We start from the raw sequence: 23,493 nt of genomic DNA on the forward strand, positions 1-23,493 counted from the left end.
GTTTGTGATGAACGCACTGGTTGAGCGGCGGAACGGATTTTCTCACGACCACGAGCACGGCCAGAATATCACCATGGATGCGGGCCGCATTGGCGCCGCCTTCCGGCGTCATTTCCGTCTATTCCTCTTGACGGCCGGTATTGTGCTGGTGATAGCGGCCTGTCTGGTGTTCACGCAGGTTCCAAAATATACAAGCTCGGCGACGGTGCTGATTGATCAGCACAAGCAGCAAGTCATGAAGAGCGAAGATTTCGTCTCTGGCTTGCCGGATAATTCCAACATCGTCGACACCGAAACCCAGATCATCCAATCCCCAGCGATTGCCGCATCGGTGTTCGATCGCCTGCACCTGGAAAAGGATCCCGAGTTCTCTCCTGCGCCAAAGGTCAGTCTGTGGCGCCAGATTTTGGGCTCGATTATTCCATCCTTGAAGCCGAAGAGCGTGGTGGATCCCGAAAAGGCGCGCCTGCAAGCGATCGCCAATCTGCAGAACGGGCTTAATGTGCAGCGCGTCGCCGAGACATTCGTGATTACCATTTCCTATACCTCGCCTGATCCCAAAAAGGCTGCGCGCATCGCGAACGCTTTCGCCGATGCTTATCTCGCCGATCAAGCGACGGCAAAAATAGAAGCGGTGAAGCAGACCACCGGCTGGCTGAATGCGCGTCTTGAAAGCCTGCAAGAACAGGCGACCGAGGCTTCCAAGAAACTGCAGGAATATAAGGCGCAGCATAATCTTCTTGATGTCACCACCGACACCACGCTGACCCAGCAGGAGGTTTCGGCGCTGGATCAGCAACTGCAGCTTGCGCGCGCGGACGAGGCGGCGGAAACGGCACGGCTTGACACCGCCAGGGCGCAGCTTCGCAGGGGCAGCGATGGCGGCGATGTGGGCGAGGCTTTGGGTTCCCCCGTTATTCAGGGGCTTCGCGCGCAACGCGCGGGTGTCAGCCAGAGGGTGGCGGATATGTCCGGGCGCTATGGTTCGCGCCATCCAGATCTTTTGCGGGCCAAGCGCGAGCTTGCGGATATCGACGGTCAGATAAATGCGGAAGTGCAGCGCATCATTTCCAGCCTCTCGGCCAGGGTGCAGGTGGCGCATAACCGCGTGGCCTCGCTTGAGGCGAGCATTAACCGCACCAAGGATGCTCTGGTGAAGAGCAATCTTCAGAATGCGCAAGCCGGGGTGATGCAGCTTAATGCGCAAGCCGCTGCCTCGATCTATCAGGCCTTCTCGCAGCGCTTGAAGGAAGGTGTGGCACTTCAAGGTATGACGCCCTCAGATGCGCGCGTCATTTCAGCTGCCGCGCTGCCCATCGGGCCAAGCTTGCCGCGCACCGGCCTTGATATGGCGCTGGCGGTGGTGATCGCGGTCTTGTTTGGCGCTGTGGCCGTCGCCATCGCGGAGATGCTGGATAAGGGCTTTTCCTCAGAGGACGAAGTTGAGCGCGGGCTTGGCTTTCCCTCACTTGGGGTGGTTCCGAGCCTCGGTTCGGTGCTCGACAAGTCGGAAGTCCTTCGTTCGCCTACAGATCATGTGGTGGAACAGCCATGGTCTCCCTTCACCGAATCTTTTCGCGCCATCCGTACCATGCTGGTGCATGGGAGGCAGGGAAATGAGGTAAAGATCATCGCGGTTTCTTCAGCGCTGCCGGGCGAGGGCAAAACTACCACCGCCATGTGTTTGGCGCGGGTCTCTGCGGCGGCGGGGGCCTCCACCGTGGTGGTCGATTGCGATCTTGCCAATCGCGGTCTCAGTGGACTGCTGCAAGCCCCGGCGCAAAAAGGTTTGATTGATGTGCTGGATGGCTCAGCCTCGCTCAGCGAGGTGTTGATCCAGGATGACCGCTCCGGCGCCTATATTTTGCCGGTTGGGGCGCGCCCGCAAACGCCGCGTGATGTCTTCACCAGCCCGGCGATGCGTGGGCTTCTGGAGGAACTGCGCAAGAGGTTTGATTTTGTCATTCTGGATACCAGTCCCATCCTGGCGGTGGCGGATTCCTGTGTTATTGCGCGGCAGGCTGATGCGGTGCTGATGGTGGCGCAGTGGCGCAAGACACCGCGCAAGCTTGCGGAAGCATCGGTGCGCGCTCTGGCTATGACGGATGCGAGCCTTGCCGGAACTGTGCTGTCCCAGGCCGATATCAAGGAGCTGCCGCATTTCGGCTATGGTCGCTATTACGGTTATGCGCGGGGGGCGGCGTGAAAAACCTCCAGAACGTTGCCCTGCTGCCGCCGCGCCCGGTCGGATGGTTATGGCCTATCCTGGGGCAGGTCTCGGCGGTGTTGAACAGCCAGGCTTTATTCCTGCGCCAGATGGCGCTGGTGGTGCTTGTGGGGCAGGTGGTGTTTTGGATCGCCGCGGCGGCGAGCCGGGTAATGTTGTTCGCAGATGGCTCCTTTTTTGCCTACGCTTTGGCGACAGGCCACGCTTGGGAGCTGAAATGGCAGTTTTTAACGACGCGTATCAGTACCTATCTTCTCACCGTGGTGCCGACAGAGGCGGTATGCGCCGCTCTTTCCTGCAATGGCTCGCAAATCGCGGTGGTGAATGGCGCAATCTTCTATCTCGTGCCGCTACTGCAATTTGCCTATCTGGTGCACATCGCCTGGCGGCGGTTTCCTGCGCTGCTGGCCTTCCCGCTGGTGCAATATGCCTTCGCCGTCGGGCTTGGATACGGCTTTCCATCCGAGATTTTGTTGGCGCCGGGATTTTTTTGGATCTGCATGTTTTCAATCCTGCAGCGCCCGCTTCCCCTGGGCGTGTTGCTATTTTCTTTCGCGGGGTTGGTGTTTTCGCATGAAATGGCGCTCGCCGCCGCGCTTGTGGTGGTGCTGCAGTTCTTCATCGAGATGCGCGGGAAAGGCTCCCCTGGCGCTATTTCCCTTTTTCAGGCGCGCCTGTTTGGGGCCGTTGCTGTCGCGCTTTTTGTTCTGGATGGCTTTCTCATCCTCTCAGGGGGAGGCTCCGGCGGCAATGCCAATGCGCTGCATGTTTTTGATCCCAGGCGCCTGTTGATTGACCCGGCGCTTTGGCTGGTCGCGGCGGCCACGCTTGCAGCTGCGGCGTTTTCCTTATTTGCCAAACGCGCGGCGCCGCTGGTCCTGATCGTGGGGTTTACGGCGCTTTGTGCGGTGCTCACCATTCTCGCGGGTGACAAGCTCAATTATGCCCTTGGCCGCTATGACTCCGCGCGCAGCATCATCGGCTTTTCCATGGCGGGGCTCGGTATTCTCTTTATCGGTTTGCGGCTAAAGGGCGAAGCGGGGGCGGCGCTGCCGGGGCCGGTCACCTTTTTGCGGCTCGCGTTGCCCGGGGTACTGGCGGTGATCTTCGCGGCCAATGCGGTATTTCTGGTGCAGTGGACAAAAGGGCTAGCCGCCTTTGAAAAGGGGGTGAATGCGCAAAACCCGTCTTCTATTATCCGCTTTAGCGCGGGGTGGGATGTGATGGACCCCGTCGGCTTTCGTTATAGCGATCGCGCGGGCTTTTCCTGGGCCTGGCCTTACCGCTCCATTGTGCTGGCTGAAAATTACCGGCCCAAAACCATTTTCTATTTGCCGGATTCCATTTCGCCTGCCTGTGGCTCGCCGCGTCTGGCGCGGTTTTCGGATTCACCCGTTCCGGCTTCGGTGACGCGTGACCTGGAAGGCTTTGCCTGCGGCCAAGCGGGGCGCAAGTAATGACACCAACCTTTATCGGGGCCATTCTGATCGCGGTGGCGATCTTTTTGATGTTCCGGGGTTCGGCCACCAATATGCTGGCGCTGGTCCTGGTGGCGACCTTGTTTGGCGGCGCGTCGGCTGTTGATCTGCCCGCGCTAGGCGGCTCCTCCATTCCGCCCGCGAATATGGCCCTTTTGTTCATGGCATTTTATCTTCTGGCATCGCGCGCGGTGACGGTGAACAATCTGGCGCAAGTCACGCGGCCCAACCTGTTCCTCGCCATATTCTGCATTTATGGCGCGATCGGCGCTTTCCTTCTGCCACGGATATTCGCAGGCATGATCGGCGTGGTGCCGATGAATGTGGCAGATGCTGCTTTTCTCAATATCTATCATTTGGTGCCGCTGGGACCGTCTTCGCAAAACATCACGACGGCTGTCTATCTTCTCGGCACTTTGTTCGCGGGCTTGGCAACCGCACTGATCGTGAATATCGAGCGGTCTGAGACGCGCGTGGTGCAAGTTTTCATCGCGCTATGTTGGGCGCATGTTTTCTTCGGAGTGCTCAATCTGGCGCTGTCTACGGTCGGTCATTCCGATTGGCTGATGTTCTTGCGCAATGGCCACTATGCCCAGGTCGATCAGGAGCTCGCGGGCGGTATTCAGCGCGTCAATGGCATATTCCCCGAGCCATCCATGTATGCCGCCTATGGCTTTGGAATTCTGGTGGTGATGGTGGAGCTGTGGTTGCGGGATGTGCGCGCGCGAGCCACCGGTGCGGCGGCGCTCGGCATGGTGGCGGTTCTGATGCTGACGACATCTTCCACCGCTTACGTTTCCTGCGGTATTTACGCGCTGGTGCTCGGCTTCCGTTTTCTCCTCACGCCTGCGCGCGTGTCCTTGCGTAAACTCGCGGTGCTTGGCTGCGTCTTGTTTCTGGTATTGACGGCGGGACTCGCGGTCGCGGTTTTCCATCCCCAGCTCGGCGACAAGCTGGTGCAGGTGGTGGAGAGCATGACGGTACATAAATCCCAGAGCTTTTCGGGGCGTCAGCGGCTGTTCTGGGCGCAGCTTGGTATTTTGGCGTTTAAGACGAGTTATGGGCTCGGCTTTGGCCCGGGGAGTTTTCGCTCCTCCAGTCTGTTCACCGCTATCGCGGGCTCGCTCGGCGTGATCGGCATCGTGACATTTTTTGGCCAAGTCTTCGCGCTGTTGCGCCCCTTTGATAAGCGCGCGCATGATCTGTCTCGTCATGATGGGCAGGAGATCAATATCGCGGCGGGATGGGCGGCAGTGCTCAGCCTGATTCCGGCGGCTATTTCTGCGCCGGGGCCTGATCCCGGAGTCATGTTCGGCCTTTTAGGGGGGCTCGCATTGGCCCGGCGCATTCCAGCGATGCTGCCGCAGCGTCGACACCGGTTATATGTGCATGAAACCGGTGTCAAACCGGCTATGACGCAGTTGTCACAAAAGGACGTAGGCGGAAAATCAGTACCGGTTCTATATGGTTCTAGGTACTAGTCCGTTCTAGGCGAAAAGGATCTGTTAAGACTTACTTACCGCTGGAATTGAAGGTGTTTCGCCCTTGTCCCTCCGGCCCAAGAGAAAAGCAAAACATCCCTCCAGCTACAGCTTTGGCAGCGACAGATTCGGCGCGTCTTTCGGCTCGGCTTATGAAGAGCAGACGATTCTCCTGCGCTCGATTTTCGAATTGTCGAATGATGCGATCTACACCAAGTCGCTGGATGGCATTATCACAAGCTGGAATGGTGCCGCGGAGGCGATGTTCGGCTATTCCGCTGACGAGGTGATCGGGCTGCCGATGTCGATTCTGGTTCCGGCGGAATGCCGCGAAGAGGAGACGGCGGTACGCGAGGCGATTGCTCGGGGCGAGGTGTTGCGCCATTACGAGGCCGTGCGGCTGCGCAAGGATGGCAGCCGCTTTATCGCGTCCATTTCCGGTTCGCCCATCCTGGATCTCAATGGAAATATTGTCGGGATTTCGAAGATCCTGCGGGACATCAGCGAGGCCAAGGCGGCGGAATCTGCGCTGAAACTGCATGCCGATGTTTTCAAGCTCTCATTCGATGCCATCATCCTGTGGCGCCTGGATTCGACCATCGAGGCATGGAATTCCGGTGCCGAGATGCTTTATGGCTTTTCGGAAGCTGAAGCTGTGGGCCGGGTCACTCATGATCTTCTGCAAACCATTCATCCCATTCCCTGGCTGAAGATCCGCGCTGCGCTGTTGGAGAAAGGCTTCTGGCAGGGCGAGCTGCGTCACCGCACGCGTGATGGCAGAGAGGTGATTGTCTCCGCCCGCAAGCAGTTGATGCGTGGCGTAGACGGCATTGCGCGCGTGATCGAAACCAATCGCGATGTCACGGAGCAAAAGTGCTCAGAAGAAGCCTTACGCCGCTCGGAAGAGCGCTATCGCTTGTTGCATGACAGCATGCGCGACGCCTTTGTGCAGACCTCGCTTGATGGAAAAATTCTGGACCTCAACGAGACCTATTGCCAGATGCTGGGCTACAGCGCGGAGGAGCTGCGCGCGAAAACCTACCAGGATCTGACGCCGGAGCGCTGGCATGCTGTCGATGAATCACAGGTCACCGGCGCGGTACTGACACGCGGTTACTCCGACGTCTATGAAAAGGAATACCGCCGCAAGGATGGCAGCATCATTCCGGTTGAGTTGCGGGTAAATGTGGCTACGGATGTGCATGGTAATCCCGAGTCGCTCTGGGCGATCGTTCGGGACCTTTCGGAAAAGAGGCACTTTTCGAGAAACATCGACCGCATGCGGACCGAGCTTGCGCATGTTGGCCGCCTCAGTGAGCTTGGCCAGGTGTCGGCGGGTATAGCCCATGAGCTCAATCAGCCGCTCGCCGCGATGATGAATTATTCCAGCCTCGCCAAGCGCCTCATTTCCTCCGGCGGGAAGAAGGAGCTGGTGCGGGCGCAGTCGGCGATTTCCAAGGCAGTGGGGCAGGCGCAGCGTGCGAGCGAGATCATCCGGCGAATGCGCGGCTTCATCGAGCATCGCGAAACCAAGCGCAAAGACGAGAGCGTCAACGCGATTGTAGAAGAGGCCTTGGCGCTGGGCCTGATTGGCACCCATGGCGAAGGCATCGCGCCGATATTGGAACTGGCGCCGGATTTGCCATCTGTATTTGTCGATCGCCTGCAAGTGCAGCAGGTGCTGGTCAATCTGTTGCGCAACGCGGTGGAAGCCATGGGCGAGTCACCGCGGCGCGAGCTTGTTCTTTCCACCGGCCGCAACAGCCATGGTGAGGTGGAAGTTGCAGTGCGCGATAGCGGCCACGGCATTCCGCAAGAAACCTTACGCAAACTCTTCATGCCCTTCTTCACCACCAAGCCGGGTGGCATGGGCATCGGCTTGTTGATCAGCCAATCCATTGTGGAAGCCCATGGCGGACAGATCACGGTGGAGAGCGAGGAGGGCAAAGGCTCGGTCTTCCGCTTCACCTTGCCAGCCGGAACAGCATAAGCAACGGAAACATGCCCCGCGCAAAAAATTCAGCGACGCGGGAACGGCATAGGCTTAGCACCGTTCTTTCCCTGTAAGATGGGACGATCGAAAGAGAAGACCGCTTACAAAGAGACGGCAAGGTTCTGATCCCTGAAAAAGATCGAACCTTGCCGTTTCATTATGCGCTGAACGGGGTGGCGGCTTCGCGCGTTGTGGCTGCTGAAGCCAACAGAGCAGGGAACGCCATGGACCGTGACGAGCATATTCGCAACCGCGCCCACAGCATTTGGGAATCCGAAGGCCGCCCCCATGGCCGCGATGTCGAACATTGGCAGCGGGCGAGCCGCGAACTCGATGGCCATAAAGGTGATGGCCTCGGCTCAGAGCAGTCACCGGGAGAGGTTTCGCCAAGCGGCACGCTGACCGGCAGCCATCCGCCTGCGGCCACGCCGACGGGGCGCGATCCCAAAGGCACCACGCCACCGGATGCTGATGCTGGCGCGCTGGCAGGCGATCCTGTGTCTGGCCTTAGTGATATTCCCGACCGGATGGCGGTGGATGATCTGAAAATCGATGGTCCTGGTCCCAGCGACAACCAGCCCGCCACGGGGCGGAGCAAGCTGGTGGGGAGCTGACAGCTAGCTGCGAACAATTCCCGCATAGCTTGAAATCCTACCCTCCACCTCCCACCTCTTTTCTGTGGTGCAAGTGGAAGGTGGCAGATTGGATCGGGCGAATATCTTGCCGGATATGATTTTAGAGGCGCTGGCGCGAAAGCGTCCGCGCCCGCTCGCCATTGGCAAATTGGGTGCGGGGGTATCCCCCCTCCCTGCGACGCCCCATAACAATTATCTTGCGCGCAAGAATACCTCGCCGCAGCCCGGCCGCCACCCTGGGGCGCCAAAGCGCAATCGCAACGCCGCCAAGAAAATCTCGCCCTTGGAGGCGAAAATCCTGGCCCATATCGCCCGTTGCAAGGCGGTGATCGCGCGTGTGGAGGCCGAAATCGCGGCCCAAGCGGGCGCAAACCCCCGCCGCCACGTCTTCGTTTATGAGGTTTATGAGGGGGGCAAGCTGGTCCGCCACCGCGAAAGGATCATCGATCTGCCGCCTCGCGCCAAGCCGCCGGAATCGCAAACTCCCGCGTGCCATTCACGGCAGGATCGGCTAGACGGTGCCCATGCCCGCACCACTTCTGACTCTCCAAGATGTCCGCCTCACCATCGGCACGAGCCCGCTTCTGGATGGCGCCGAACTTTTCGTCGAACCTGGCGATCGCATTTGCCTTGTCGGCCGCAATGGCTCGGGCAAATCGACCTTGCTCAAGATCGCCGCTGGCATGCTGGAGCCAGATGCGGGCCGCCGCTTCGCCCAGCCGGGCGCGACCATCCGTTATCTGCCGCAAGAGCCGGACCTCTCGGGCTATCCCGATGCCTTCCATTATGTGGCGGCGGGTCTGTCGCCGGGCGATGGCGAGGCGCGGGCGCATTATCTTTTGGGCAAGCTGGGCCTGACCGGCGAGGAAGACGTCACCACGCTGTCGGGCGGGCAGGCGCGCCGTGCGGCCTTGGCGCGGGTATTGGCGCCGCGCCCCGATATTCTCCTGCTCGACGAGCCGACCAACCATCTCGATCTTCCCGCCATCGAATGGCTGCAGGAGGAACTTGAATCCATGCCGGGCGCGCTGGTCCTCATCAGCCATGACCGGCGCTTCCTCACCGATTTGTCGCGCGCCACTATCTGGCTCGATCGCGGCAAGACGCGGCGCACCGATCGCGGCTTTGGCATTTTTGAGTCCTGGCGCGATCAGCTTTTGGAAGAAGAAGAACGCGACCGCCAGAAGCTGAACCGCAAGATCGCGGCGGAGGAACATTGGGTCCGCTATGGCGTCACCGCGCGGCGCAAGCGCAATGTCCGCCGCATGGCGGGTCTCGCCGAACTGCGCCAGCAGAAGCGTGAAGCCCGCCGCCAATTGGGTCAGGTGAATTTCCAGGTCTCGGAAGCCGCCAATGCGGGCACGCGGGTGATCGAAGCCAACAACATCAGCAAAGCCTACGGCGACAAGCAGGTGGTGAAGGATTTCTCCACCCGCATCCTGCGTGGCGACCGCATCGGCCTCATCGGCGCCAATGGCGCGGGCAAGACGACGCTGCTCAATTTGCTCACCGGGCGGCTGAAGCCGGATAGCGGCTTTGTGCAGCTCGGCACCAATCTGGTGCTGGTGAATTTGGATCAGACCCGCACATTGTTGGATTCGACGGCCAGCCTGAAAGAAGTGCTCACCGATGGGCGCGGCGATCGCGTGGAAGTGGGCGGCGAATGGCGCCACGTCACAAGCTATATGAAGGATTTTCTCTTCACCCCGGAACAAGCGGGTACGTCCGTCAATGTGCTGTCTGGTGGCGAGCGGGCGCGGCTTTTGCTGGCCAAGGTTCTTGCGAAACCCGGCAATCTTCTGGTGCTGGACGAACCGACCAACGATCTGGATCTGGAAACCCTCGACCTTCTGGAAGAGATGATCGACGATTATCCGGGTACGGTGCTTCTCGTCAGCCATGATCGCGACTTTTTGGATCGCACCGTAACTGCGGTGCTGTTTGCGGAAGGCAATGGCAGCTTCACCGAATATGCGGGCGGCTATAGCGATATGATGGCCCAGCGCGGCGGCGGTGTCGAAGCCACGCGTCTGGAAAAAGCCGAGAAGAAAGAAAAAGCCGTCCCGCGTGTGAAAGCAGATGCCCCCAAGCGCAAACTCTCTTTCAATGAGAAGCATGCCTTGGAAAAGCTGCCGGGCGAGATCGATAAGCTGACGGCGCAAATCGACAAGCTGCAATCCCAGCTCAACGATCCCAAGGCCTATCAGGATTCCAAGAAATTCGCAGAACTCACGGCTGCCCTGGGGAAGGCAGAGGCTGAGCGCTCCGCTGCTGAGGATCGCTGGCTGGAACTCGAGGCCTTGCGCGAGGAGCTTGAAGGTAAATAGGGAACCGCCGCTCTAGTGCGGGGTTTAGAAGGGAGTGTCTTTAACGGGAGAAACCATGCATATCGTTGATGCGGCGAAGAACAAGGCCAAGAAAGTTATGGCGGATGTCGAAGAAAACATCGCCGAAACCGATATCTTGCACACCCTGAAGACCGAACACCGCGAAGTTGCGGCGCTCCTCAAGGAAATGGTCGAGGCGGAGAACGGCGCCAGCCGGAAGAAGCTGCTCGGCCAGATCAAGGCTGCGCTGATCCCTCATCTGCGGGCGGAAGAAAAAGTGGTCTATCAGCCGCTCATCGTCGACCGCGATAAGGGTCTGCGGACTGATGGATTCGAAGGCGAAGCCGAGCATCGCTTGGCCGACCGCCTTATGGACGAGTTGTCGGCGATTGAAAACGCTGCCTCGCCGGAATTTGCCGGAACGGCGAAGGTCTTGATGGAAATGATCGAGCACCACGTCAAAGAGGAAGAAGACGACATCTTCGATGACGTGAAGGAGAAGTTCTCCAAAGCCGAGCGCTTCGAGATGAACGAGGCCTTCCTGGCGGAGAAGACGAAAGTCAGCATCTCCTGAATGGTCAGGCGGTGTCCTGCTCGCGCCAGGCTTGCCGCACGATTTGGGTGGACGTACTCAGAAATAGGCTCGCCATCAGCGCAGCTACTCCGAGATCCGCCCATTTCGTGCCGGTGAGGCTCACAATTGCGGCCGCCGCCAGCACCGCTATGTTACCCAGCGCATCGTTGCGGGAGCAGAGCCAGACAGAACGAACATTCGCATCCCCATTGCGGAAACGCAGCAACAGCAATGCGGCCGTGACATTTACCGCGAGAGCCAAGGCACCGACTGCGCCCATGGTCGCCGCTTCGGGGACGCCACTCACAAACGTCCGCCAAACCGCGCTCGCCAATACAAAGATAGCGAAGCCGCCTAGCACCGCGCCCTTTAAAAGCGCCGCTCGCGCCCTTATCTTCATGCTGTGTCCGATGACGGCGAGGCTGATCGCATAGGTCGCGGTATCCCCGGCGAAGTCCAATGCATCCGATTGGAGGGAAAGAGAGCCGGAGAGCCGCCCGGCTATGATCTCGATCAGGAACATCGCCGCATTGAGGACGAGAACGATCCAGACGGTCCGGCGAAAGGCCACCGAGCCAGTTTCAACATTGGAAGCCACGTCCTCACACCCGCAATGGGGTTGCGGGGTCTCGACTTTCGGGGATGCGCAGGCGGAATCGCCACAACAGCTATTCGACATAGCCCTTTTTGCATCCTACAGTGACTGTAGGAGCAAGCCCGATGTCAAAAAAAGCCGAACCTCGCGATTATGCCATTGGCGATCTATCCCGCGAGACGGGCGTCAAGGTCACCACCATCCGCTATTACGAAAGCATCGGCCTTTTGGCCGAGCCGCCCCGTAGCGAAGGGGGCAGGCGGATGTATGGTGCCGCGCATCTGCGTCGTCTGAAATTCATCCGCCATGCTCGTGATCTCGGATTCGAGGTCGATGCGATCCGGGAAATGCTGGCCTTATCGGATGAGCCAGATAAGTCCTGCGCTCGCGTTGACGCCATTACGCGCCAGCATTTACTTGCGGTCGAAGACAAGATTTCTCGGCTGACGCTGTTGCGGAATGAGCTGTCGCGTATGATGAAAGCCTGCCGCCATGGCCGCGTGTCGGAGTGTCGAATTCTGGACACGCTGGCGGACCATGGCCGGTGCGAGAGCGGCCATGGCGCCTTGCGGGTGTGACTACTTGGTGTGTGTGTTGAGCCAGCTCAGCACTTCGTCGTGCCATTGCACCGAGTTCTGCGGCTTCAGCACCCAGTGGTTTTCATCCGGGAAATAGAGCAGCTTGCTCTCAACGCCGCGCCGCTGCGCTATCGTGAAGGCGCCAATCGCCTGATCCAGCGGAATGCGATAATCGCGGCCGCCCTGCACAAACAGGATCGGCTTGTCCCAAGCCTTCACATGATTGATCGGGTTGAAGCGCTCATAATTCTGCGGCACATCATACACCGTGCCGCCGCGCTCCCATTCGTCGAACCACAGCTCTTCTGTGGCGTAGCCCATGCCACGGCTATCGAACACGCCGTCATGGCTGACCAGACACTTGAAGGGCGCGCTCCAATTACCAGCGATCCAGTTGACCATGAAGCCGCCATAGGATCCGCCGAGGGCGCAGGCGCGCTTGCCATCCAGGAAGTCGTACTTATCTAGAGCATAGGACCAGCCTTTCTGCAGATCCTCCAGCGGGCGGTCACCCCAATGCTGGCTGATGCTGTCGGTAAAGGCTTGGCCATAGCCGGTGGAGCCGTGGAAGTCGATCATCACCGCGGCATAGCCTGCGCCCGCATAGACCTGGGCGTTCCAGCGGTAATGGAAGTTATTGGCCATGGAGCCTTGCGGGCCGCCATGGATGAGGAGGGCGACGGGATACTTCTTACCGGGCTGATACCCCGCAGGCTTCACGACATAGCCGTGCACCGTCTCTCCATTCCAACCGGTGAAGCTGAATTGTTCGGGCGCGCCCATCGGCACGTCCTTCAGCTTATCGGCGTTGAGATGGGTGAGCCTGGTGGCTTTGCCGCCGAAGGGCTGAACATAAAGCTGCGCCGGGCTGGTGAGCGTGTCCTGGGCGAAGACGAGGCCCTTGGGCGTCTGGTCGAAGCCGCCGACATGGCCTTGTCCCGTCAGCGCCGAAACCTTCCCGTTCATCGGATCGATCGAGAAGACCTTGTGCTGGCCGATATCATCGCTCGCGACCAGAATGCGTTTGCCGTCATGCGACCATTGCGCGCCTTCGGCGGAGTGGTCCCAATTGGGGGCGACCTCATGGGTTTCGCCGGTGGCGACATTGCGCAGCATCAGGCCGAAGCGGTCGGCTTCGAAGCCCGGGCGCTTCATGGCGGAATAGGCGAGCCATTTGCCATCGGGCGAGAAGGCGGGGGCCGCATCCCAGGCCGGATTGGTCGGCGTCAGATCGACCGGAGCCTTGGAGCCGTCCAGAGGCACCTGCCAAAGGTCGAAATTGGTCGTCCAGGGTTCGGATTTGCCAGCGATCTTGGCGGAGAAGACGAGGGTCTTCGAATCCGGGGAGATGTCGAAGTCGCCATCGCCGCCGAAGGGTTTGGTCGGGGCATCGCCATCAAAGTCAGCCATCAGCGCGATGGGGGCACCTTCGGCGATCCCTTGGGCATTCAGATGCAGCGCATAAAGATGATTGCGGGTGCCGTCCGCCCATTCATCCCAATGGCGCACGAAAACGCGGTCATAGACAACGCCGGTGGTCTTTTGGGTTTCTTTGGCTTTGTTGCGTTCGACGGTGCAGGCGATGTCTTTGCAATCGGGGAAAACGGTCTGGCTGATCACCAGCGTTTTGCTATCCGGCGAAAGTTTGAAGGCGCCGACATCAAGCTCAGCATGGGTGACTTGCACGGCCTTCTCGCCTTTGACACCTGTACGATAAACCTGTGCCGTGCCGCTGCGGCTGGAAATGAAATAGATATTGCCATCCGCACCCCAGCGTCCGCTCGAGGTGCCGCCTTGCGAGATGGCGAGTTTGCGGGTGGCTTTGGTCTTGAGGTCGAGGAGCCACAGCGCATGCGCCGATTTGTTAGCGCCGAAATCGACCGTGCGCAGATCGTAGAGCACGTATTTGCCATCGGGCGAGACGCGCGGATCATCGAGCCGGTCCAGGCTCGCCATCAGTTTGGCGGTGAATGGTTCGGCGGTGGTGGGCTGGGCAAAGAGTGCGGTAAGCGCGGCCGCCGTCAGGGCGGCGGACAACAGACGGGTCATGAAGTAAGTGCTCGGAAAGTGACGCTGCCGAACTTAGCGGCAGTTGCGCCTCCGTGCGAGATGCTGGCCTGCCGCGCCAGTGCCCAAGTCTGGGGAAAACCGCAGCTTTCAGGCGGGGGAATTCTCACTTATTTGTGAATCGCTTCAGGCCTAGCAATCAACCCCAAACTCTGACGGCGCACCAAAGACGCGTAATACCCATTTGAGGCGACCAGATCTCTATGCGTGCCACTCTCGGCGATTACGGCCATGCGCTGGTAATGGCGGTCAACCGTGCCAGCGCAATGGCAATATTGCTGGTCGCGCCAAAGACTGGGTTCATCCAGCCGAAAACACCCGAGTCGTATCGGGTACTTACAAACCGGTTGATCCGCAGGAACGCGTGGCAGACGTTTGTTGCTGGAGAAACTGGCTTCCCTGTGCCGGGCGGAGCGAGTCAGTGTCCTGACACGCTCCGCGCCCGGTCAAGGTCAGCGCGTAAAGCGCCGCAGGCCTTCCATGAAGGCGGCCAGTTCAGCTTTATTGAACTTCGACGACATCCACTTTTCGTGCTCATGGATGGCCGTTTTGGCCTGAGCCAGGACCTTGCGGCCTTTGGCGGTTACGTAGAGTTCCTGACGGCGGCCGTCTTCGGCAGAACGCTTGCGCACAATCAAGCCGCGTTCTTCAAGTCGGTCCACGATCGCCATCATCGAGGCCCTATCCATACCGAGCTCATTTGCGAGCGCGATCTGCGATACAGCCGGATTGGCATCAATGAGCCAAAGCACACCTGTTTGCTTTTGCGTCAAGTCGAGGCGCGCCATAGCGTCCTCAAAGTGGCGGCGGACGGCAACATACGCCCAGCGGAGCTGGTAGCCGACATTATCGTCGAGTTTGTTATGACGAAGCGCGGGTTTTTCGGAGGTCGCGGGGGACGCGGACTTGCGCTCGCGCCGTGTCGAGGTCTGTTCCATTAGCATTGCGTTGGGAGATTTCCTGCTGCGGGGGTACTTATCGCAAAGACATCGTAACGATGCACGTAACCTGACGCAACGCTCAGTATTCGAAACAGTACAGTTGGCTACGCGACATATGGAGGCGTAACCGCGTCAAAGATGCCCTCGAAAGATGCCGCTTTCTTTCTTCCAGCAAGTGCTATGACTGAACTAGACGCGCGCTTGCCGCGAGCAATAATGTTGTGCAATTAAGAATTGCTCATGCTCTAGGGGTTTTCACGCACCTGCTTATGACTTTTCTGCGAGGTTGTGGGATTTCCAGTTTCACCTTTGTTTTCTTTGTTTTTTCCGTCTGTTCCGACTGTTTTTCACGGTGTGTTTGACTTGCTCAGTGCCGCCTTCCGCAGGCTGATCATATTTATTGAGATTGGGCATAGAGTTCCTCGTTGATGTCCATGATGCAACGGCCCGCGGAAGGTACGGGTTCAGCCGCGCTATCCCGTCGCCATGTGCCACGCGCTCGACGAGTTGCTTGATGACAATGATGTGAGTGAGTTTGCAGGCGCTAGTGACGATGAAAGACCCGCGAGCGGTTGTGATCGCGAATCACTTGGCTGCAAAATCAGCAGCCCGTCGTGTTCTGGAGAGTCCGCTGCGATTTCTTTCGCGATGTTTAGACTCGTCCCCGCGAGCTTTATGGACTTATCAGAAAAGCGGAGTATCTCGATGGAGGTTAGCACGTCCGAAACGCCGCTGCCCGTCACCAGGTAGCTACCGTTGCTGTTTTTGGTGAGGCGATAACTGGCGGCTGTTCCGCTATAAACGGCTGTATCCGTTCCAGCTCCACCATTAAGGGTGTTGCTACCTTTACCGCCGCTTAGAACGTCATTACCGCTTCCGCCCGTGATCTTGTCTGCTCCAGCGCCACCAATCACCGTATCGCCATAATTGTTACACATCACGGTCGAGCCGCCTTGTGTGCATACCAGCTTATTTATCTGTGTGCCGAACGCGATCCCGATGTTGTTAGTGAGCCCGCTGGTGCTCGAATAGGTGCCGGGATTGAGATTGATATTAGCTGTTCCCGTGAAGCCGGAGAGATCCAGTGTATTATTGCTGCCTTTGTCCCAAATCGTGATGATGGGTTTTGCATTCTGGGTGAAATCGAAAAATGGTCTAATTGCGCCTGAAATATTGCAGTTAAACCCGAATACTTGGCCACCAGACAGCGGCGTGTTCACCGGCACACCATAAAGGCGCTGGATCGCCTGAATATCGAGAACCATGGGTGTTGTTGGCTCTCCGCCGTACCATTTGGCACCCGTTGAGCCATATTTACTCGCCACATCTGGATTAATGTAGCTCATGACCGTCCATTGGCGGTTGTCATAAGCGCTATATTGTTGCGTCATCGTATTGATGCTGCCGTCATAAGGCCCTGCATGGCCTAAGCCGAGGGCGTGGCCCTCTTCATGCAGCAAATTCTCGATGGTGAAGCCCCCGTTTGTAGCAAGGGTGGAAATAGGGCCAAAAGAGGTGCCTGTAGTGTCGATATTCACCGAAGAGCGGGTGAGGCGGCCAAGAACCTTGCCTCCGGTCACACATGCATCTGCCGATGGACTGTAGAGTGCATAAGCATATGAGCCGTTGTCATTAGTACGGTTGAAAGTAATCCCCGCGCCTGACGCCGTGGTTGTTTTCACAAATGAGATATTGGCGACCGCCGACCACAAGGCCAGCCCTGCGCTCAGCCATTTTTGCTCTGTGGCGGTCCAGGCGGAGGCGGGATTAAAATAGTAAGAGACCGTACCGCCAGATGTCCCGGCCGTCGTACCTCCAAACTTGCGCGCGGTTGTCCAACCGCTGTTGTAGGTTGCAGGTGTCTTTTTATCCCAACCGTAGAAACTAGTGCGGGCGAGAGTGCCATCGGCATTCACACTGGAAAGAAAGGTGACTTCGTCGTTTGAACTCGGCGAGGCCGTCATTTGGTAATTCCCTCAAAGCGCGCAAACGCCCGATACGGCTGCGAAGATCAGTCGCTGCGCGGTTCAGTAGTTGTGGTGGACCCGTTATGCACCCAGCATGGCCCGACCTTTCGGAGGGCCGCGGCGGACATTGGTGGAGTCTTTTCACGCTGTCGCGGGGCAAATGCCGCGGTCACAAACTTCTCACGGCGGCCCGACTTGAGGTTGCGACGGGAGAAAGGCTGGACAACCTTGTGGCGGCTTTGTAAACCCGCGCCCGCATTTTGCCTGGATTCCCGTCATGAAAACTTTCTCGGGCCGCGCCATTCTGGCGGGCGAAGCGCCTCAAGACGAAACTGTCATCGTCAAAGGCTGGGTGCGGACACGCCGCGATTCCAAGGCCGGAATTTCCTTCGTGCAGGTTTCTGATGGCTCCTGCTTTCATCCGGTTCAGGTCGTGGTGCCCTCGACATTGGGCAATTACGCCAGCGAGGTGCTCCGGCTGACGGCGGGTTGTGCAGTCGAAGCCAGGGGCAAGATCGTGCCGTCTCCGGCCAAGGGGCAGCCCTTCGAGATGCAGGCCGAGGAGATCATCGTGGTGGGTTGGGTGGAAGATCCGGACCATTATCCGATCCAGCCTAAGCCGCATTCGGTCGAATATCTGCGCGAAGTCGCACACCTGCGTCCTCGCACCAATATCATCAGTGCCGCGACCCGCGTTCGCCACACCTTGGCGCAGGCCATTCATGGCTTTTTCGATGCTCAGGAATTTGTCTGGGTGAACACGCCCATCATCACCGCGTCCGATGCCGAAGGAGCTGGTGCCATGTTCCGGGTATCGACCCTGGATCTTGCCAATCTGCCGCGGGACGATAAGGGCAAAATCGACTTTACGAAGGATTTCTTCGGCAAGGAAGCGTTCCTGACCGTCTCAGGCCAGCTCAATGTCGAGACCTATTGTATGGCGATGTCCAAGGTCTACACCTTTGGGCCGACGTTCCGGGCCGAAAATTCCAACACCTCACGCCATCTGGCGGAATTTTGGATGGTGGAGCCGGAAATCGCTTTCGCCAATCTCGCCGATGATGCCACCCTTGCCGAAGCCTTGCTAAAACATGTCTTCAAGACGCTGCTCGATAAGCGTGGCGATGATCTTGCCTTCTTTGACGAGCGGGTGGAGAAGGGACTGGTCGCCAAGCTCGAAGGCATCGTGAATTCCGACTTCGTGCGCATGGATTACACCGAAGCGGTGTCAATTCTGGAGCGGACGAAGGAAAAATTCGAATACCCGGTGAGCTGGGGTACGGATTTGCAGTCCGAACATGAGCGTTATTTGACCGAAAAGCATGTCGGCAAGCCGGTCGTGTTGATGAACTACCCCAAATCCATCAAGGCGTTCTACATGCGCGTGAACGACGACGAAAAGACCGTCGCCGCTATGGATGTGCTCGCGCCCGGGATTGGCGAAATCATTGGTGGCAGCCAGCGCGAAGAGCGTCTGGACGTGCTCGACGCCCGCATGGATGAGATCGGGATCGTCAAGGAAGCCTATGATTGGTATCGCGATCTGCGCCGCTATGGGACGGTGCCGCATGCCGGGTTTGGGCTTGGTTTTGAGCGGACGCTGATCTACGCGACCGGTCTTTCCAATGTGCGTGACGCTATTCCGTTCCCGCGTACGCCCGGCAATGCCCGCTATTGAGCCTGCAATACGGCGGGCATAACACAGACAATTGATTGAGCCTTGTATGTTCACACGCTAGTCTCCCTCCGAACCAGTACAAATGGTCTGAGGGAGACGGCGATGCGGGACAATTTCGGCGTGTGTGGGCGTCGGGCCTTTCTGGGCGGCGTCTCTGGCGCGACCATGGCCGCGTTTTCACCATCTCTCGCAGCGATAAAGCACGATGCTTTGAATTTGGCGCTGGTAGCCAAGGTGATGGTCTCTTCCCGCACCAGCAAGGCAGAGCGCGAAAGCCTTAATAGCGGATACACGCCGCAGAGCTCGTCCGATTCCAGCCGAGACGCGTTGCGTTTCTGGGAGCCACCCGCGCCCCAATGGATCGAGTATAGCTGGTCCAAGCCGGTTACCATCGACCAAGCCGAGATCTATTGGCATGCCGCGGGAAGCTGGCTCTATTTGCCCAAGAGCTATCGCATTCTGACTTGGAATGGGCAGGCATTTGAAGCGGTGGTGGCGACCAAGGGGCAGGAAGTCGCCAAAGACAGTTTCAACATCACCAAGTTCAAGCCGGTAAAGACCACTCGCATCCGGCTGGAAGTGACGCCTGATGGGAAAAAGTCCTTTGCGCTTTTGCAGTGGCGTGTGCTCGGGCAGGCGTCCGATCTTCCCCCATTATTGGATGCAGGGCTTGATCGCACGCTGGTCGTCGGTGCCTCGACCTATCTTCAAGGCAAGGCGCGCTGGCTGAGCGAGGGACCCGGTCATGCCGTGTTATGGGCACAAAAAAGCGGTCCGTCTAAGCTGGCATTCGCAGACCCCGCCTCTGCCGAAACCACCGCATCGGCGACTACGCCAGGGGCATATGAGCTGCAGCTTGCGGCACATGATGGCAAAGGCCTCGCCACGTCGACCGTGCGGGTAAAAGTCGAAGAGCCGCCACCGCCGCAGCGTCTCGATGTGGTTTATACCACGCCTTACAGCATCGATAGTCCGTTCTGGAAAGCGCGCACCAAGGCGATGATTGTCAATTGGATTCCGCACTGCATCGCCTATTGCGAGCGGACGGATCTGAAAATCGGTGAGGGCGGTCTGGATAATTTCATTGAAGCCGCGAAGGCTTTGCGTGGAGAACCGCACGCCAAACATAAAGGCTATGTCTTCTCGAACGCCTGGGTTCATCAAACCGTGGAGTCCATGTGTATCGCCCTGATGGTCGATGCTGGGGGTGATCCCGAGATACTTGCGGCGCAGAAAAACATGCGCGCAACTCTTGAGAAATGGATTCCGATCATTCTCTCGGCGCAGCACCCTGATGGCTATCTCCAAACAGCGTATACGCTCGCGGACCGCAAGGAATGGCCTGCACGCTGGTCGCCCGAGCAGCGCGGCAATCACGAAGGTTATGTTTCCGGCTATTTCATCGAATCCGCGATCAATCACTACACGCTGACCGACGGCAAGGATTTGCGCCTCTACAACGCTGCCAAAAAACTTGCCGATTGCTGGGTGGCCAATATCGGTCCGGGCAAAAAGGCATGGTTTGATGGCCATCAGGAAATGGAACAAGCGTTGGTGCGCTTTGGCCGTTTCGTCAATGATATGGAAGGAAAAGGCAAGGGCGACGCCTATATCCAGCTCGCGCGTTTCCTGCTCGAATCCCGTCAAGGCGGCTCTGAATACGACCAAAGTCATCGCCCGCCGCAGCAACAATACGAGGCTGTGGGACACGCGGTTCGCGCCACCTATTTTTATTCCGGCATGGCCGATATCGCAGCCGAAACCCACGACCGCGACTACCAGAGTGCTGTGAAATCGCTCTGGGACAACATGGTCAACCGGAAATACTACGTCACGGGTGGCATCGGCAGCGGCGATACCTCCGAAGGCTTCGGTGACAACTACGTTCTCTCGAATGATGCCTATTGTGAAAGTTGCTCGAGCTGCGGCCTGATTTTCTTCCAATATAAGCTGAACTTAGCTTATCACGATGCGCGCTATGCCGATCTCTATGAAGAGACCATGTACAATGCGCTGCTCGGCTCGATCGATTTGAAGGGCGAGCATTTCACCTACACCAATCCGCTAGAAGACCGCCATCCGCGCTACAAATGGCACGTCTGTCCGTGCTGCGTCGGCAATATTCCGCGCACGCTGTTAATGGTTCCAACCTGGACCTATGTGAAGGGTGAGGATGGGATTTACGTGAACCTGTTCGTCGGCTCGAAGATCGATGTCGGTGCGGTGGCGGGCACGCGCTTGCAAATGGTCCAGGAGACCAATTATCCCTGGGAAGGTGCGGTTGCCATCACCGTCAATCCCGAAAAGCCCGCCGAATTTGCGGTGCGCATCCGCGTGCCGAACCGCAAGACAAGTGCGCTTTACGAGCTTGCACCTTCGGTCGGGGGCATGAAGGCCGTCGCCGTCAACGGCGTCGCTACGCCGGTCAAAATCGAAAACGGTTATGCGGTGATCGTAAGGCGCTGGAAAAAGGGCGACAAGATCGAACTCGAATTACCTTTGGCGGTGCAGACGGTCAAAGCCGATGCGCGGATCGAGGCCACCCGCGGCAAGGTCGCGCTCAAGTATGGGCCGATGGTCTACAATGTCGAAACCGCCGATCAGCCGCGCATCGATGGCGCGATTGGCACAGCGCCGCTGACCGCGACGTGGCGCGCTGATCTTCTCGGCGGCGTGATGGCGATCAGCGGTAATTGGCAAGACGGCTCGCCGCTCACGGCGATCCCCAATTACGCCCGCATGAACCGTGCCGGACCAGGCGGTGAATATCCGCCCGAACACGAAACTGGCCCGATCCTCAGTCAGGTATGGGTGAAGGGGGCCTGACGGGGCGATGACATCGTGGCGCGTTGAAAATGCGCGCGGGCAACCTAAGTCGAAGGTTGCTCTTTGACGCGGTGGATAGATTGCAACGCGTTCGCGCGTGACGGCGCGGGGCAGGGTGCTGGTCGCCCAATCGGCGTTTCAGAGGCCGGCGGGAAGAGCGATGATTATCTAGTTCTTATAGTGGCTTACGACTAAAATTGGCTATTTGAATTCGATTTTTTCTCCACGGGCCGTCTTGGGCGGAGGAGGGTGATGCATCCCTCCCTCCCCGTCGGTAGAAATAGAGATAACAATTACCTTGCTGAAGAAGTGCTCGGCTTAATAGAAAACCACCGTCCGCCGTCCGTTTAGCAGGATGCGGTGTTCGGCATGCCACTGCACCGCGCGGGCCAGCACGCGGTTTTCGATATCTCGGCCCACCGCCGCCATTTCGTCGCCGGACATCGCGTGGGTGGCGCGTTCGACCGATTGTTCGATGATCGGGCCTTCGTCGAGATCAGCAGTGACGTAATGGGCGGTAGCCCCGATCAGCTTCACGCCGCGATCATGGGCCTGATGATAAGGGCGGGCGCCTTTGAAGCTGGGTAAGAACGAGTGGTGGATGTTGATGACCCGCCCGGGCATAGAGGCGCAAAGCTCCGGCGAGAGGATTTGCATGTAGCGTGCGAGCACCACGAGATCGATCCGCTCTTCGGTGATGATCTCCGCCAGCGAGTTTTCCTGGGCTTTTCTGTTCTCTTTATTGATCGGAAGATAACGGAAAGGGATGCCATGCGCTGCGGCCACATCGGCGAAATCGCGATGGTTAGAGACGATCACCGGGATATCGATGGGCAGGGCGCCAATGCGGTGGCGATACAGCAAGTCCACCAAACAGTGGCCGAATTTTGAGACCATCAGGAGTGTGCGGGTTTTTGAGCCGCCACCGTGAATGGCGGCCGTCATGCCAAATTCCTCGGCGATAGGTGCAAAGCCTGTCTGTAGCTCGCTCAGGCCAGCGCCTGTCTCTGATGCAAAGGATATGCGCAGGAAGAAGCGGCCATTTTCAGGATCGCCATATTGCGCGCTGTCGATGATGTTGCAGCCGCTTTCGAACAAAAAGCGCGAGACGCTGGCCACGATGCCACGCCGGTCCGGGCAGGACAGGGTGAGAATGAAGGTTTCTTTCGTCATTGCGCCGTATGCCCCCGCGCGTGGATCGCGCAGGGGCTTTCATACGCAATTATGCATCTCAAATGAAGGGTTATGAGGTCGCGACTTTGGTCCGATCCGCCGCAAGCTTGGCTAGGCTCGCCCAGTCTTTTTCACCCCAGCCCGCAGCCATGGCGGCCAGGAAGTGATCATGCACGAGTGAGGCAAGTGGGAGTGGCGCTTCGAATTCTTTGGCGGCGGCGAGCGTCAGGCCAGCATCCTTGTAGCCCAGGCTCAGTTTGAAGCCGGCTTGGTCGTAGCTCTGCTCGGCGATGATCTTGCCGTAAATCTTGTAGATCGGGGCGTTGAAATTGGCGCTGGTGAGCACGTCGAAAAACACTGCCGGATCCACACCGCCTTTTTGCAGAAGCGCGGCGGCCTCCCCCATGGCTTCGATAGCAGCAGCGATCATGAAATTGCCGGAAATCTTAAATAAATTGGCTTGTACGGGATCGCTGCCAACTACTGCATATTTGGCGCCGATTTTGGTGAGGATCGGCTCGACCTTGGCGATATCCTCGCGGGCGCCCGCTGCAACCACAGTGAGCTTACCCGCCGCCGCCGCATCAGGCCGTCCAAAGACGGGGCTTGCGACATAGCCAAGACCACGCGCGCGATGAGCTTCGGTCAGCGCCTTGGCGAAGGCGGTTGAAACCGTCGCCATATTTACATGGACCAGCCCCTTCGCGGCCTTGTCCAGAAGTGGGCCATCAAGGCCGATGGCCGACACCGCGGCATCATTGGCCAGCATGGTGAAAAGCGCATCGCCGGTGAGGGTCTCCTCTGGGGATTTTGCTACAACCGCGCCTTGTGCCTTGAGAGCTTCCAGCGGGCCGGGCGAGCGGTTCCAAACGACCAGTTCGTGGCCTTCGCGCAGGATATTGGCCGCGATACCGCTGCCCATTGCGCCCAAACCAATAAATCCAACCTTCATT

16 protein-coding genes are annotated in these 23,493 nt (G+C 58.5%); 10 read left to right on the forward strand and 6 right to left on the reverse strand.

The features are described from left to right. Nucleotides 1–7: 7 nt before the first annotated feature. The 7 genes from FHS83_RS15820 (at nt 8) to FHS83_RS15850 (ending at nt 10,715) form a co-directional block, all read left to right on the forward strand. Nucleotides 8–2,206 (forward strand): GumC family protein, encoded by a 2,199-nt coding sequence (locus tag FHS83_RS15820; RefSeq protein WP_167083897.1) that lies wholly within the window; start codon nt 8–10, stop codon nt 2,204–2,206. Further along, complete coding sequence (locus FHS83_RS15825; protein ID WP_167083898.1) at nt 2,203–3,684, forward strand: hypothetical protein; 1,482 nt, start codon at nt 2,203–2,205, stop codon at nt 3,682–3,684. The genes FHS83_RS15820 and FHS83_RS15825 overlap by 4 nt, the downstream gene beginning before the upstream one ends. Further along, nucleotides 3,684–5,186 carry a glycoside hydrolase gene (locus tag FHS83_RS15830; RefSeq protein ID WP_167083899.1) on the forward strand — a complete coding sequence of 501 codons (1,503 nt, stop codon included), beginning with the start codon at nt 3,684–3,686 and terminating at the stop codon, nt 5,184–5,186. The genes FHS83_RS15825 and FHS83_RS15830 overlap by 1 nt, the downstream gene beginning before the upstream one ends. A gap of 64 nt (nt 5,187–5,250) precedes the next feature. After that, on the forward strand, nt 5,251–7,176 hold the full coding sequence (locus FHS83_RS15835) for a PAS domain-containing sensor histidine kinase (protein WP_167083900.1): 1,926 nt from the start codon (nt 5,251–5,253) through the stop codon (nt 7,174–7,176). A gap of 149 nt (nt 7,177–7,325) precedes the next feature. Continuing rightward, nucleotides 7,326–7,793, forward strand: a complete 468-nt coding sequence (locus FHS83_RS15840) for a DUF2934 domain-containing protein (RefSeq protein WP_208414900.1) — start codon at nt 7,326–7,328, stop codon at nt 7,791–7,793. A gap of 545 nt (nt 7,794–8,338) precedes the next feature. Beyond that, nucleotides 8,339–10,141, forward strand: a complete 1,803-nt coding sequence (locus FHS83_RS15845) for an ABC-F family ATP-binding cassette domain-containing protein (protein ID WP_167083901.1) — start codon at nt 8,339–8,341, stop codon at nt 10,139–10,141. 55 nt (nt 10,142–10,196) lie between these two features. Then, nucleotides 10,197–10,715, forward strand: coding sequence for a hemerythrin domain-containing protein (locus tag FHS83_RS15850; RefSeq protein WP_167083902.1), 519 nt, complete (start codon nt 10,197–10,199; stop codon nt 10,713–10,715). 4 nt (nt 10,716–10,719) lie between these two features. Here the strand turns inward: FHS83_RS15850 and FHS83_RS15855 are convergent, their stop codons facing one another. Continuing rightward, the gene (locus FHS83_RS15855; protein WP_341801560.1) at nt 10,720–11,313 is read right to left on the reverse strand and encodes a cation efflux transmembrane domain-containing protein; all 594 of its coding nucleotides are present in this window, start codon (nt 11,311–11,313) and stop codon (nt 10,720–10,722) included. 122 nt (nt 11,314–11,435) lie between these two features. On the opposite strand from FHS83_RS15855, the gene FHS83_RS15860 reads away from it, so the two are divergent. After that, a complete protein-coding gene (locus tag FHS83_RS15860; RefSeq protein ID WP_167083904.1) occupies nt 11,436–11,888 on the forward strand; it encodes a MerR family transcriptional regulator in 453 nt (150 codons plus the stop codon). Here FHS83_RS15860 and FHS83_RS15865 read toward each other — a convergent pair whose 3' ends face one another. The 3 genes from FHS83_RS15865 to FHS83_RS15875 form a co-directional block, all read right to left on the reverse strand. Next, nucleotides 11,889–13,937 (reverse strand): S9 family peptidase, encoded by a 2,049-nt coding sequence (locus FHS83_RS15865; protein ID WP_167083905.1) that lies wholly within the window; start codon nt 13,935–13,937, stop codon nt 11,889–11,891. Nucleotides 13,938–14,407: 470 nt separating this feature from the next. After that, nucleotides 14,408–14,893 carry a MarR family winged helix-turn-helix transcriptional regulator gene (locus FHS83_RS15870; protein WP_167083906.1) on the reverse strand — a complete coding sequence of 162 codons (486 nt, stop codon included), beginning with the start codon at nt 14,891–14,893 and terminating at the stop codon, nt 14,408–14,410. Between the two features lie 476 nt (nt 14,894–15,369). Beyond that, nucleotides 15,370–16,860 (reverse strand): M10 family metallopeptidase, encoded by a 1,491-nt coding sequence (locus FHS83_RS15875; protein WP_167083907.1) that lies wholly within the window; start codon nt 16,858–16,860, stop codon nt 15,370–15,372. Nucleotides 16,861–17,140: 280 nt separating this feature from the next. On the opposite strand from FHS83_RS15875, the gene asnS reads away from it, so the two are divergent. Together asnS and FHS83_RS15885 are read left to right on the forward strand one after the other, a co-directional pair. After that, the gene (asnS, locus tag FHS83_RS15880; RefSeq protein ID WP_167083908.1) at nt 17,141–18,541 is read left to right on the forward strand and encodes an asparagine--tRNA ligase; all 1,401 of its coding nucleotides are present in this window, start codon (nt 17,141–17,143) and stop codon (nt 18,539–18,541) included. Between the two features lie 102 nt (nt 18,542–18,643). Beyond that, nucleotides 18,644–21,367 carry a glycoside hydrolase family 127 protein gene (locus FHS83_RS15885; protein ID WP_167083909.1) on the forward strand — a complete coding sequence of 908 codons (2,724 nt, stop codon included), beginning with the start codon at nt 18,644–18,646 and terminating at the stop codon, nt 21,365–21,367. Nucleotides 21,368–21,685: 318 nt separating this feature from the next. Here the strand turns inward: FHS83_RS15885 and purU are convergent, their stop codons facing one another. Further along, nucleotides 21,686–22,540 (reverse strand): formyltetrahydrofolate deformylase, encoded by an 855-nt coding sequence (purU, locus tag FHS83_RS15890; protein ID WP_167083910.1) that lies wholly within the window; start codon nt 22,538–22,540, stop codon nt 21,686–21,688. A 70-nt stretch (nt 22,541–22,610) separates the two neighbouring features. Beyond that, nucleotides 22,611–23,492, reverse strand: coding sequence for an NAD(P)-dependent oxidoreductase (locus FHS83_RS15895; RefSeq protein ID WP_167083911.1), 882 nt, complete (start codon nt 23,490–23,492; stop codon nt 22,611–22,613). Nucleotide 23,493: the final 1 nt, after the last annotated feature.

Origin of the sequence: Rhizomicrobium palustre (assembly GCF_011761565.1) — a bacterium.
GTDB classification, from domain to species: Bacteria; Pseudomonadota; Alphaproteobacteria; order Micropepsales; family Micropepsaceae; genus Rhizomicrobium; species Rhizomicrobium palustre.

Excerpts from the sequence above, each read along its gene's own strand:
- FHS83_RS15845 (WP_167083901.1), top strand. The coding sequence starts at position 8,339 with ATGCCCGCACCACTTCTGACTCTCCAAGATGTCCGCCTCACCATCGGC.
- FHS83_RS15870 (WP_167083906.1), bottom strand. The coding sequence starts at position 14,893 with ATGGAACAGACCTCGACACGGCGCGAGCGCAAGTCCGCGTCCCCCGCG.
- asnS (WP_167083908.1), top strand. The coding sequence starts at position 17,141 with ATGAAAACTTTCTCGGGCCGCGCCATTCTGGCGGGCGAAGCGCCTCAA.
- FHS83_RS15820 (WP_167083897.1), top strand. The coding sequence starts at position 8 with ATGAACGCACTGGTTGAGCGGCGGAACGGATTTTCTCACGACCACGAG.
- FHS83_RS15885 (WP_167083909.1), top strand. The coding sequence starts at position 18,644 with ATGCGGGACAATTTCGGCGTGTGTGGGCGTCGGGCCTTTCTGGGCGGC.
- FHS83_RS15875 (WP_167083907.1), bottom strand. The coding sequence starts at position 16,860 with ATGACGGCCTCGCCGAGTTCAAACGACGAAGTCACCTTTCTTTCCAGT.
- FHS83_RS15830 (WP_167083899.1), top strand. The coding sequence starts at position 3,684 with ATGACACCAACCTTTATCGGGGCCATTCTGATCGCGGTGGCGATCTTT.
- FHS83_RS15850 (WP_167083902.1), top strand. The coding sequence starts at position 10,197 with ATGCATATCGTTGATGCGGCGAAGAACAAGGCCAAGAAAGTTATGGCG.
- purU (WP_167083910.1), bottom strand. The coding sequence starts at position 22,540 with ATGACGAAAGAAACCTTCATTCTCACCCTGTCCTGCCCGGACCGGCGT.
- FHS83_RS15895 (WP_167083911.1), bottom strand. The coding sequence starts at position 23,492 with ATGAAGGTTGGATTTATTGGTTTGGGCGCAATGGGCAGCGGTATCGCG.
- FHS83_RS15860 (WP_167083904.1), top strand. The coding sequence starts at position 11,436 with ATGTCAAAAAAAGCCGAACCTCGCGATTATGCCATTGGCGATCTATCC.
- FHS83_RS15865 (WP_167083905.1), bottom strand. The coding sequence starts at position 13,937 with ATGACCCGTCTGTTGTCCGCCGCCCTGACGGCGGCCGCGCTTACCGCA.